11 protein-coding genes and 1 tRNA gene are annotated in these 11,897 nt (G+C 67.9%); 4 read left to right on the top strand and 8 right to left on the bottom strand.

Translation table 11 applies throughout. From position 1 onward, the window contains the following. Positions 1-43: 43 nt before the first annotated feature. Entirely contained in the window at positions 44-943 is a 900-nt protein-coding gene (locus tag M9902_RS10095) for a GGDEF domain-containing protein (RefSeq protein ID WP_297222727.1), read from the bottom strand. 135 nt (positions 944-1,078) lie between these two features. On the opposite strand from M9902_RS10095, the gene M9902_RS10090 reads away from it, so the two are divergent. Then, entirely contained in the window at positions 1,079-3,808 is a 2,730-nt protein-coding gene (locus tag M9902_RS10090; protein ID WP_297222725.1) for a tetratricopeptide repeat protein, read from the top strand. Between the two features lie 30 nt (positions 3,809-3,838). Here M9902_RS10090 and M9902_RS10085 read toward each other — a convergent pair whose 3' ends face one another. From M9902_RS10085 to M9902_RS10060, 6 genes are all read right to left on the bottom strand, one after another. Next, the gene (locus tag M9902_RS10085) at positions 3,839-4,738 is read right to left on the bottom strand and encodes a DMT family transporter (RefSeq protein WP_297170759.1); all 900 of its coding nucleotides are present in this window, start codon (positions 4,736-4,738) and stop codon (positions 3,839-3,841) included. Between the two features lie 77 nt (positions 4,739-4,815). Beyond that, a complete protein-coding gene (gene murB / locus M9902_RS10080) occupies positions 4,816-5,868 on the bottom strand; it encodes a UDP-N-acetylmuramate dehydrogenase (RefSeq protein WP_297222722.1) in 1,053 nt (350 codons plus the stop codon). Beyond that, positions 5,865-6,920 carry a quinone-dependent dihydroorotate dehydrogenase gene (locus M9902_RS10075; RefSeq protein ID WP_297170763.1) on the bottom strand — a complete coding sequence of 352 codons (1,056 nt, stop codon included), beginning with the start codon at positions 6,918-6,920 and terminating at the stop codon, positions 5,865-5,867. Before M9902_RS10075 ends, murB begins: the two co-directional genes overlap by 4 nt. A gap of 4 nt (positions 6,921-6,924) precedes the next feature. Continuing rightward, positions 6,925-7,212, bottom strand: coding sequence for a DUF4190 domain-containing protein (locus tag M9902_RS10070; protein WP_297222719.1), 288 nt, complete (start codon positions 7,210-7,212; stop codon positions 6,925-6,927). Between the two features lie 36 nt (positions 7,213-7,248). Next, entirely contained in the window at positions 7,249-8,781 is a 1,533-nt protein-coding gene (locus M9902_RS10065) for an aldehyde dehydrogenase family protein (RefSeq protein ID WP_297222717.1), read from the bottom strand. Between the two features lie 83 nt (positions 8,782-8,864). Continuing rightward, a tRNA-Arg gene (locus tag M9902_RS10060) sits at positions 8,865-8,941 on the bottom strand. A gap of 163 nt (positions 8,942-9,104) precedes the next feature. On the opposite strand from M9902_RS10060, the gene M9902_RS10055 reads away from it, so the two are divergent. Continuing rightward, complete coding sequence (locus tag M9902_RS10055; RefSeq protein WP_297222715.1) at positions 9,105-9,371, top strand: DUF2249 domain-containing protein; 267 nt, start codon at positions 9,105-9,107, stop codon at positions 9,369-9,371. A gap of 3 nt (positions 9,372-9,374) precedes the next feature. Next, positions 9,375-9,986, top strand: coding sequence for an FmdE family protein (locus M9902_RS10050; protein ID WP_297222713.1), 612 nt, complete (start codon positions 9,375-9,377; stop codon positions 9,984-9,986). Between the two features lie 50 nt (positions 9,987-10,036). On the opposite strand, the gene M9902_RS10045 is transcribed toward M9902_RS10050, so the two are convergent. Further along, positions 10,037-10,873 (bottom strand): SAM-dependent methyltransferase, encoded by an 837-nt coding sequence (locus M9902_RS10045; RefSeq protein ID WP_297170774.1) that lies wholly within the window; start codon positions 10,871-10,873, stop codon positions 10,037-10,039. Positions 10,874-10,995: 122 nt separating this feature from the next. On the opposite strand from M9902_RS10045, the gene M9902_RS10040 reads away from it, so the two are divergent. Next, the gene (locus tag M9902_RS10040) at positions 10,996-11,883 is read left to right on the top strand and encodes an acyltransferase (protein ID WP_297222711.1); all 888 of its coding nucleotides are present in this window, start codon (positions 10,996-10,998) and stop codon (positions 11,881-11,883) included. The last annotated feature ends 14 nt before the right edge of the window (positions 11,884-11,897 follow it).

The raw sequence follows: 11,897 nt of genomic DNA, 5'->3' as shown, positions 1-11,897 counted from the left end.
GGCGCAGCTTCTGCGCGCCTTGCGTCGCCTGCGGCTTGCGCGCTCAGTCCGCGATGCAGACCCGGTTGCGCCCCTCGCGCTTGGCGCGATACAGCGCGGCATCGGCGGCTGCCATCAGCGGGCCGCGGGCGGCGCGATCGGGCGTCAGGCTGGCGATGCCGATGCTGACCGTGATCTTCCGCGCTTCGCCCCCCAGCGTGAAGGCCATCGCCTCGATCGCCGCGCGCAGCCGCTGCGCGCTCTGCTCGGCATCGGCAATGGCCGTCTCCGGCAGCAGCAAGATGAATTCCTCCCCGCCGATCCGCGCCGCCACGTCATCGCCGCGGGCGTGATCGCGCAGGGCCAGCCCGATCTGGCGCAGCACGCCGTCACCGGCGACGTGGCCGTAGCGGTCGTTGACCGGCTTGAACAGGTCGACGTCGATGATGCACAGGGCCAGCGGCCGTTCGTGGCGGGTGGCGCGGGCGATTTCCTTGTCGGCCAGCGCGCAGAAATGGCGGCGGTTGTAGAGCTCGGTCAGCGGGTCGTGGATGGCAAGCTGGTAGATCTCCTCGTGGTAGCTGGCCTCGATGCTGTCCTGGGAAATGAACTTGAGGATGCTCTCGCCGACCGTGATGCGGTCGCCGTCCTTCAGCGTCGTCGCACGCTCCAGGCGGGCGTCGTTGACGCGGGTCGGGTTGGTGGCGCCGAGATCCTCGATGCGGTAGCGACCATTTTCGCCCCAGATCCGGCAGTGCTGGCGCGAGACGCTCTTGTGCTCGATCAGCAGATCGGCGTCCTGCGCCCGTCCGACGAGAAGGGGGCGATCGTGGATGTCGATCCGTTTGCCCAGGCTTTCGCCATGGATCACGACCACGCAGGCGGAACGTGGCGCAGGACGATCCGGCCCCTGGCTGAACATGGTGCGCTGGGTTGTATCCTCGGGGGGCTTGTCGCGGTTCATCGGATCGTCTGGATGACAGTTGTTGCAGTGTAGCGGCGATGACACGATGCGTCAGCGGCCGTCGGAGACTTGCCGCAGTGATCCGGTCAGGGTGTCGTGACAGACGGCCGATACCGGCTGAAACGGAGAATGCGCATGGGCATGGCTGAGGACAACGGGGACGACCCGGAACGCACCGAGCTGATCGCCACCCGGAGCCCTGCGGCGGCGGTCGAAGGCGAGGCCTTGCCCGCCGGAACCCGGATCGGGAATTACCGTCTTCTCCAGCGCGTCGGTCATGGCGGGATGGGGGATGTCTATCGCGCCGAACAGCTTGAACCGGTGCAGCGGGAAGTGGCGCTCAAGCTGGTTCGCTCGCGTCGGCTGGACGCCCGCCACATTGCCTATTTCGAAGTCGAACGCCAGCTGCTGGCGCGCATGCGGCACCCGGCCATTGCCCAGATCCACGATGCCGGGACCACGGCCGATGGTCATCCGTATTTCGCGATGGAGTTCATCGGCGGCACGCCGATCACGCAATTCTGCGATGCCCATCGGCTGCCGCTGGCCGATCGAATCAAGCTGTTCATCCGCGTCTGCGAAGGCGTCCAGCATGCCCACCAGAAGGGCGTGATCCACCGCGACTTGAAGCCCGGCAACCTGTTGGTGGATGAGGTCGATGGGCGGGCACTGCCCAAGATCATCGATTTCGGGATCGCCACCCTTGCCGCCGACGTGGGCGGTCGCGAGATTGCCGGTACGCCCGACTACATGAGTCCGGAGCAGGCCGGTGATGATCCGGCGCTGGTCGATGCCCGCAGCGATGTCTTTGCTCTTGGCGTGGTGCTCGGCGAATTGCTGACCGGACAGCGTCCGCTCGCGACGGGCGAAACGGCGGCCCACAGCGCGCGCACGTTCCGCTTGCCTTCCGAACAGATCTCGACCCTGCCGCCGGGCGATGCCGTGCGGATTGCCCAGGCGCGCGGGCAGAGTCTGCCGCACATGCGCCGATTGTTGCGCAGCGAGCTGGACCACGTCGTCGCCAAGGCAATGCGCCACGAACGGGCCGAACGCTATCCGTCGGCGGCGGCGCTGGCTGGGGATCTGCAGCGGTTTCTCGACGGTCATCCGCTGGAGGCGGTGCCGTCTGGCCGCGCTTATGCATTGCGCAAATTCGCGGCCCGCCACCGCCCCGGCATCATGGCGGCAACCGTGGCCCTGCTCGCGCTGGTCGGGGGATTTGCGCTGTCGGTGTACGGACTGCTGCAGGCGCGCGCACAGCGCGCAATCGCGGTTCAGCGCAGCGCCCAGTTGGAAAAGGTGGCGGCCTTTCAGCAGGCAATGCTGGAAAGCATCGACATCGAGGCGATGGGCCTGGGCGTGGCCAGCGATCTCCGGGCGCAGGTTGCCAAGCAGGCACCGCAGTCCGCCGCCGCATTGGATGCCGCGTTGGCGCATGCGAGCACGTCGGATCTGGCGCGCGGGGTGATCAACCGGAATCTCCTCGACAATGCCGAGCGTGCCATCGGTCGCGACTTTTCCAGCGAACCTGCGATTGCTGCGGATCTGCGGGAATCGGTGGCGCACGTCCGGCTCGCGTTGGGCCTGCCGGAGCAGGCGGCCCGCGGGTTCGCCGAAGTGGCGGCCTGGCGTCAAAAGGTACTCGGTGCGACGGCGCCGGAGACCCTGAAAGCGCAAGACGCATGGGCGCGCGCCTTGCTGGATGCCGCTGATGCAAAAAGTGCGCAAAGTGTGGTGGAACGCGCCATGACCGCGCTGGCTTCGCTGCCGCCCGACGATCCACTGCGGATTCGCCTGCGGGTCGATCAGGCCGACATCGCTGCGGCGCTGGGTGATCGAGCGAAGGCGCGGACGCTGCTGGAAACATTGCGCGTTGACGCCATTCGCCTGCGCGGCGAGCGCGACCCGGCGACCATGGAAGTGACCGACCGACTGGCCATCCTGCTGGGACGGATGGGCGATCCCGAAACCGGGCGCCGGCTGCTGGAGGCATTGGTGCCGATGCGGGCGCGGGTGCTGGGGCCCGATGCGGCCGACACGCTGGCCTCCCAGCACAATCTGGCGGTGATGCGGATCATGACCGGTGACGGTGAGGGCGCGGTGGCCTTGCAGCGGGCGCTGGTTGCGACCCGCACCCGTCGCCTGGGCGCCGAGCATCCGCTGACGCTTTCCGATCGCGCCAATCTGGCCAATATGCTGAACGACAGCGGCAAGTCCAGCGAGGCGATTCCGATCGCACGCGAGGTGCTGACGACCCAGGTCCGCGTGCTGGGTTCGGATGATCCGCGCACGTTGCGTACCCGTCTGAATCTGGCGACATTCCTGGCCCGTACCGGTCTGCTGGAAGAGGCGTTGCAGCTTCAGCAGCAGGTGCTGGACGCGCGTACCCGCTTGCTCGGACCGCGGCATCCGGACACGCTGTTCATCGCGATCAACAACGCCGGCACCTTGCATCAGGCAGGCCAGGACGCTGCCGCGTTGGCCCGCCTGGACCGGGTGCTGCCGATTGCTCGCGACGTACTCGGGGAACGTGATCGGCAGTTGCAGGCCGGATGGGACATCCGCGCCCAGGCTGCGGAAAGCCTGGGCAAGACCGATGCAGCGGTGTCTGCCTGGCGCGAGCTGCTGCGCCTGCGCGAGGCGGCTTATGGCGAACGAAATGCGAAGACCGTGGATGCGGCATGGCAGGCCGAAGGTCTGCTGCGCAAGCAGGGACACATCGCCCAGGCCGAGGTCCTGCGCGCGCGCTACGTGTTGCCGCTGTTGCAGGCCGACCCGGCCACGCTGGACGAACGCCAGGTCGCCATGCGCGAAAACATCATCCGGACCGAACGTGAAGAAGCGCAGGCCGGAAGCCGCCAATGAGTGGTTGCCGGGTGCGGCCCCGCAAATGTCTCACACCACCGGCGGATTGGATTTGCTCAGCGCCTTGGAAGCGGCGCGGCGCGCCAGCACGGATTCACGATGGGCGATGTAGAAGGCGGAGGCGAGGATGATCCCGGCGCCGATCATGGTGGGCGTATCGACCACTTCATCGAACAGGAGCCAGCCCGCGAAAGTGACGACCGGCAGCTGGGTGAAGCTGATCGGAGTCAGCGCCGAAACCTCGCCGAGCTTGAGCGCGCGCGTCCACAGCAGCTGGCCGGCGGTGCCCATCACGCCGGCCAGCAACAGCCACAGCCAGGTGATCCCGTGCGGCGTCTGCCACACCCAGAGGGTCGGCAGCAGCGTCATCGGCACCCACAGCGCGTAGGTCCAGAACACGATGGTGTCGGCCTTGTCGGCCGCCGAGAGCTGCTTGATCTGGATCGCCACCAGCGCGCTGAGCATGGCCGAGGCCACCGCGACCAGGCTGCCTGGACTGAAGGCGTGCGAGCCCGGCCGCACGATCACCAGCACGCCGATGAAACCGCCGACCACCGCCGCCCAACGGCGTACGCGCACGCGCTCGCCCAGCATCAGGATCGCGGCAATGGTGACGAAGATCGGCGAGGAATAGTTGAGCGAAATCGCCTGCGCCAGCGGCAGGTGGGCGATCGCCCAGAAACCGCAGAACATTGCCGCCACGCCAATCGCGCAGCGCACCACGTAGCGCGGCAGCTGGGTGGTGCGCACGCGGGCGAGGAAGGCGTGCAGCGGCTGCGCCTGGGAGCGCACGGGCCAGGCCAGCAAGGCCAGCAGGAGCAGGAAGCCGAAGAGAACGCGGAAGAAGGCGATTTCCCAGGTCGGCATGCTGGCCGAGGCGAGGCGGATGAAAATGGCCATCAGGCCGAAGCCGAAGGTGCTGGCCAGCATCAGCAGGGCGGCCCGCGCCTGGACGTTGCGGGGTTTTCCTTCTCCCGTCGGGAGAGGGGCGTCTGTTTGATGTGCGCTCACCACCTCGCGCCCACGATCCGCGGCTCCGGCTGCAGCGCGATGCCGAAGCGGGCGTGGACGTCGGCCGCCACCTGGCGGGCGATGTCCAGCAGCTGCGCGCCGCTGGCCTGGCCGTGGTTGACCAGCACCAGTGCATGGGTCGGCGCGATCCCGGCATCGCCCTCGCGGCGGCCTTTCCAGCCGCAGCGATCGATCAGCCACGCGGCCGACAGCTTGCGCGTGGCCGGGTCGCCGGAAGGGTAGCTGGGCAGGTCGGGGTGTTCGGCCAGCAGCGCCTGCGCGGAGGTCTCGGCAACGATCGGATTCTTGAAGAAACTGCCGGCATTGCCGAGCACGGCCGGATCGGGCAGCTTGCGGCGGCGGATCCGCATCACCGCTTCGGCCACCTGCGAGGCGCGCGGCGGATCGGTGATGCCCATCGACGCCAGTTCTTCGGTCAATCCGGCGTATTGCAAGCGTGGCGTGAATCTCTGCGGCAGCCGAAACTCGACTGCGGTCACCACGAAGCGGTCGGGTTCGCGTTTGAACAACGAATCGCGGTAGGCAAAGGCGCAGGCCTCGGACGCAAGCCGGACGAAGATCCCGGCCTGGCGGTCGAAGGCCTCGACCGCATGGACGCATTCGCGCACTTCCACGCCGTAAGCGCCGATGTTCTGGATCGGCGCCGCGCCCACGGTGCCCGGGATCAGTGCGAGATTTTCCAGCCCGCTCAGACCGTGCCCCAGCGTCCACAGCACGAAGTCATGCCAGACCACGCCGGCATCGGCGCGCACGCAGGTGGCCCCGTCGGTTTCACCGATCGGCTGGATGGCCCCGGACGCCAGCGCCAGCACGACGCCTTCCGGATCGCGGGCAAACAGGATGTTGCTGCCGCCGCCAAGGACCAGCGGCCTGACGTCACCCGGCATGGCGTGGTGGAACAGCTCGGGCAACGCCTCGCTGCGCGTCACCTCGACCAGCAGTGGCGCGCGCACGGCGACGCCAAAGCTGTTGCGCGCGTCCAGGCGCGCGTTTTCGATGATGCGATAGCCGCCGGCGGTGGCGTTCATTCCAGCGGCAGCGCGCCGCTGCGGGCTTCCTTGCGTCGGCGCAGGGCCGCCACGCATTCTTCGATCAGGGCCGGGCCGCGGTAGATGAGCCCGGTATAGGTTTGCACCAGCACCGCGCCGGCGGCCTGCTTGGTGGCCGCGTCGGCGCCGTGCATGATGCCGCCGACGCCGATCATCGGAATCTCGTCCGGCAAGCGCGTGCGCAGCATCCGCAAGGTGGCGGTGGCCAGCGACAGCAGCGGCGCGCCGGACAGCCCGCCGGCCTCATCGATGTGACGCGAATCTTCGACGCCTTCGCGCGAGACCGTGGTGTTGGTGGCGATCACGCCGTCCACCTTCAGGTCACCCAGCACGCGCGCGGCCGCATCGATGTCGGTCTCGCTCAGGTCGGGCGCGATCTTGACCAGCACCGGCACGCGCTTGCCGTGGATCCCGGCCAGCCGCTCCTGCTCGTCGCGCAGGGTGCCGACCAACTGCCGCAGCGCCTGCTCTTCCTGCAGCTCGCGCAGACCGGCGGTGTTGGGCGAGGAAATGTTGACGGCGACGTAATCGGCCAGCGGGTAGACGTGGCGCAGGCAGTGCACGTAGTCGCCCGCCGCTTCCTTGTTCGGCGTGTTCTTGTTGCGGCCGATGTTGATGCCGAGCAGGGCGTCGCCACGGCGCTTGGCGCGTTCGACGTTGCGCACCAGCGTTTCCACGCCGCCGCTGTTGAAACCCATCCGGTTGATGATCGCGCGCTCGCGTTCGAGCCGGAACAGGCGCGGCCGCTCGTTGCCGGGCTGCGGCTTGGGCGTGACCGTGCCGATCTCGATGAAGCCGAAGCCCAGCGCCATCAGCGCGTCGATGTGGGCGCCGTCCTTGTCGAGGCCGGCGGCCAGACCGACCGGATTCGGAAAGGTCAGGCCGAACGCCTTGGTCGGCAGCGGCTTGGGTGGCGTGGCCAGCAGCGAGGACAGGCCGCAGCGGTGCGCGGCCTGCAATCCGGCCAGTCCGAGGCCATGCGCACGTTCCGGATCGAGCCAGAACAGGAGCGGGCGGCTGAATGCGTACAAGCGTTCAGTGCCCGGCGGCGGCCAGCAGGCCGGCGATCCCGCCGAAGATCAGCAGGATGAAGATGAAGGCCAGCAGGCTCAGGCCGACGACCACGTAGCCCAGCACCATGCCGGCCACCGCCAGCCCGTCGCCGTCCAGGGTCTCGGGCGAACGGCGGATTTCGGCGCGCGCCATGTGCCCGGTGACGATGGCGACCAGGCTGCCGGCAAACGGCAGCAGGGTCCAGCCGAGAATCCCGAAGATCAGGCTGAAGAGTGCGAGCGTGCTGTTGCTGCGCATCGGCGTGTTCATGGCGGCTCCTTGGCGAGGTGGGGCGTGTTGCCTGGATCAGACCTCGAACTTGATCCCCTGCGCCAGCGGCATCGCGTCCGACCAGTTGATGGTATTCGTTTGCCGGCGCATGTAGGCCCGCCAGGCGTCGGAACCCGATTCGCGGCCGCCGCCGGTTTCTTTCTCGCCGCCGAAGGCACCGCCGATTTCCGCGCCCGAGGTGCCGATGTTGACGTTGGCGATGCCGCAGTCGGAGCCGGTGGCCGCCAGGAAGGCCTCGGAATGCTTCAGGTTGGTGGTGAAGATCGCCGAGGACAGCCCCTGCGGCACCGCGTTCTGCATGGCGATGGCTTCCTGGATGTCCCGGAACTTCATCACGTACAGGATCGGCGCGAAGGTTTCGTGCTGGACGATGGCGGCGCTGTTGTCGAGGCCGGAGATGATCGTCGGCAGCACGAAGTTGCCGGGGCGATCGAGCGCGCGGCCGCCGGTTTCGACCTTGCCGCCGGCGGCCTTGGCCTGGGCGATGGCATCGAGGAAACCGTCCACCGCGTCCCTGCTGTTGAGCGGGCCCATCAGGTTGTGCGGGTCGGTGGGGTCGCCGATCTTGCCTTCCACCTGCTGGTAGGCTGCGACCAGCTTTTGCAGCACCGCCTCGTAAACCGATTCGTGCACGATCAGGCGGCGGGTGGTGGTGCAGCGCTGGCCGGCGGTGCCCACGGCGCCGAACACGATTGCCGGAATTGCCAGCTTCAGGTCGGCGCTGGCATCGACGATGATCGCGTTGTTGCCGCCCAGCTCCAGCAGGCTGCGGCCCATCCGACGCGCCACCCGTTCGCCGATGGTGCGGCCGACCTTGGTGCTGCCGGTGAAGCTGATCAGCGCCACCCGCGGATCGTCCACGAACTCCTGCGCCAGCTCGACGCCGGAGTCGTTGAACAGGAAGAAGATGTCCGGGAAACCGCCCTTGCGCAGCGCCTCGTTGCAGATCCGGGTGGCGGCGATGGCCGACAGCGGCACCTTGGGCGAGGGCTTCCAGATGCTGATGTCGCCGCAGATGGCGGCGATGAAACTGTTCCACGCCCACACCGCCACCGGGAAGTTGAACGCGCTGATGATGCCGACGATGCCCAGCGGGTGCCACTGCTCGTACATGCGGTGGCCGGGGCGCTCGCTGTGCATGGTCAGGCCGTAGAGCTGGCGCGACAGGCCGACGGCGAACTCGCCGATGTCGATCATCTCCTGCACTTCGCCGTCGCCTTCGGGCTTGGACTTGCCCATCTCCAGCGCCACCAGCGAACCCAGCGCATCCTTGTGGGTGCGCAGCGCATCGGCGCACAGGCGCACCGCCTCGCCACGGCGCGGCGCCGGGGTGGTGCGCCAGACCTGGAACGCCGCCTGCGCGCGCTCGAGGATGGCGTCGTAGTCGGCCTTGCTGGAAGCATGCACCCGCGCCAGGACTTCGCCGGTGGTCGGATTGACCGGTTCGATGACGCCGGCGTCGGTGGTTTTCGACCACTCTCCGTTGCCAAGGTAAGTGCCGGACTGTTCGGCGGCCAGGCCGAGCTGGCTGAGGATCGGGTGGGACATGGCGTACTCCGGAAACGAGAGGGGGGATGTGGGCCGTGACGCTGGCACCGATGCGGCAGGCACCGGAACGCGCAGCGCACGGCTGGCGACCCCGGCCCGATTCGAACGGGCGACCTTCCCCTTAGGAGGGGGACGCTCTATCCAGCTGAGCTACGGGGCCTGAACGTTGCATTATCGCAGCAGCATCGTGAAGCGGCCAGACTTGATTCCTGGCTTGGTTCCTGACTCCGATTCACTGGTCACGGTCCGGGTGACCCATGTCAATGCAGCCCGCAGCATCGGGCGTAGCATGGCCCGGCCCATTGCAAACAGGAGTCATTGGCATGTCCTTCCAGATTGATCCGGAGCCCAACGTCCACGTGTTCGACGCCCGCGGGATTGCCCGGCGGTTCCGCCATTCGGCGATCTTCGGCGCGCTCGGCGCGCTGCGCAACGGCGAAACCATGCGCTTCGTCAACGACCACGACCCGATCCCGCTGTTGCACCAATTGAACGAGCGCTTCGGCGAAAACCTGACCATCGACTACCGCCAGCGCGGCCAGGACGGCGTGGTGATCGATTTCGGCATCACCGGCCTGCTGGAAGAATAAGCGATGGCCTTTCCCGCGTTTTTCGACCAGGCCCCGAAAGTCCAGGTCCACGATCCGCTGTCCGAATTTCTCGGCGCCGCCGAGGGCGGGCTGATCGAATACGGCTATGCCGATGCGGTGCGCGTGGCCGGGCATTCCTGCCCGACCGTGGCCGGCGCCTACCTGATGGCCCGCGCCGGCCTGCACGCACTGTTCCCCGAAGGGCCGGCCGAGCGCGGCGGGGTGGCGGTGACGATGAGTTCGGCGGAAAGCGAGGGCACCACCGGCGTGATCGCGCAGGTGTTCACCCTGCTGACCGGCGCGGCGGCGGGCAACGGTTTCCACGGCATCGGCGGCAACTTCGTGCGCAGCGGCCTGCTGGGCTACGGCGGCGGCAATCCGGATTGCATCGCCACGTTCCAGCGCACCGACACCCACGCGGGCGTGCGGCTGGCGCTGGATTTCACCAACGTGCCGCCGTCACCGCAGATGCGGATGCTGATGGGGCAGGCGATGGCGCCCGACGCCAGCGCCGAGGTCCGGCGTGCGTTCGGCGAGGTCTGGCAGGAACGCGTGCGCCGCTTGCTGCTGGAGCACGCGGACGATCCGGCGGTGATCCTGGTCCAGGCGGTCTGAGCGTCGCGGCGCGGCGGGTCGGGGCCCACGCCGAGTGCTGGCTGCGGCGCTCAGCGCCGGATCGCCAGCACGCCATCCAGCGCCGGTTCGGCTTTGAATCCGGCGGTTTCCAGCCGCCGTACCACTTCGCGAGGCAGGTTGCGGCCCGCGCTCAGCCGGTTCGGCGCGCCGGTGTAATGGAACAGGCGCCCGCCGCGCCGCAGCACGCGGGCGAGCTGCCGGTAGAACGCCAACGAATACAGTTCGCCGGCGATGCCGAAGCGCGGTGGATCGTGCAGCGCGGCGTCGAAGCTGGCGTCGGGCTGATTGCCCAACGCCTGCAAGACATCCGCGTGCGTCAGCGCCAGCCGACCGCCGCTGGTCTCCGGATCCGGTGACCACGGATTGAGCCAGCGCAGCCACAGCACATCGCCGTTTCTTTCGAACGACTGGATGCGCGCCGCGCCGGCGTCGAGAGCGCAGGCGGCGAAATAGCCGAGCCCGCCGCAGGTGTCCAGCACCGCCTTGCCGCCGGGCTGGATCAAGGCCACCTTGCGCCGCGCATCGTCCAGCGGCGATTCCTTCACGGTCGGCAACATCTTGATGCCATCGATCTCGAAGGTCGGCACGCCCCACTCGGTCGGCACCAGCTTGATCAACTGGCCGCTGTAGCGCGAGACCGGCGCGTAGCCATCACCATCCCACCAGTACAAGGTGCGCTCCTTGAGCGCCTCCGGCCACGGGTAGTGCCGTCCGCGCCAGGTCCAACCGCCGTCGTCCAGCAGGGCGCGCCCGCTGCTGCGGCCAAGATCGAGCGAGCCGTCCCAGTGGGCCGCGCCGGCGGCAAGCGCAGCGCGCAGGGTGGTGGCGGACTGATGGGTCAGAAGGGGGCCGGCATAAGGCGTCATGCGGCGATTATCGCGGCAGGCGGGTGCTGCGGCATCGGGCCTTCCACGCGTCGCCGGCACCGGGACTGAATCCGGCGCGAGTTTTCGCGACAATGGTCTCCAATTCCCGCAACGTTTCTTCCATGGCTCTGATCCGCGTCGCCCTGCTGTCCCTGCTGATCATTACCAGCACGGTCCTGCATGTCATTCCGATCATGGCGGTGACTCTGGTCAAGCTGGTGTTGCCGATCACGCGGCTGAAAGTGGCCTGCAATCCCCTCCTGACCGGCCTGGCCGAGAGCTGGATCGGGGTGAACAATTGGGTGTGGGACAGCTTCACGCGCACCCGCCTGACCCTGGAGGGCGAGCTGGAACTCCTGCGCGATGGCCACTATCTGGTGCTGGCCAACCACCAGAGCTGGGTCGATATCCTGGTCTTGCAGAAGGCCTTCAACCGGCGGATTCCGTTCCTGCGGTTCTTCCTCAAGCGCCAGCTGTTCTGGGTGCCGCTGTTGGGGCTGGCGTGGTGGGCGCTGGATTTCCCGTTCATGGGCCGCTACACGCCCAAGCAGATCGCGAAGAATCCGGCGCTGGCCGGTCGTGACATCGTCGCCACCCGGCGCGCCTGCGAGAAATTCCGTGCGATCCCGGTGGCGATCATGAATTTCGTCGAAGGCACCCGCTTCACCAGCGACAAGCACCAGCGCCAGTCCTCACCGTATCGGCACCTGCTCAAGCCCAAGTCCGGTGGCGTCGCCTTCGTGCTGGATGCGATGGGGCAGGGCCTGCACGCGATCATCGATGTCAGCATCGCCTACCCGGGCGGCGCGCCCTCGCTGCTGGATCTGTTGGCCAACCGCGTGCCGGAGGTGCGGGCGCAGGTGCGGCAGCGGCCGATCCCGGCCGAGCTGGCCGGCGGCGACTACCAGAATGACCGCGAATTCCGCGTCCGCTTCCAGCACTGGATGAACGGGCTGTGGGCGGAAAAGGATGCGGAGCTGGCGCAGTTGCTGGCACCGCGCGTGGGCTGAGGCCGGGCGCGGCA

The organism is Thermomonas sp. (assembly GCF_023953935.1).
Classification (GTDB): domain Bacteria; phylum Pseudomonadota; class Gammaproteobacteria; order Xanthomonadales; family Xanthomonadaceae; genus Thermomonas.
The sequence above is the reverse complement of the archived record's forward strand: the minus strand, read 5'-3'. Positions and strand labels throughout refer to the sequence as shown.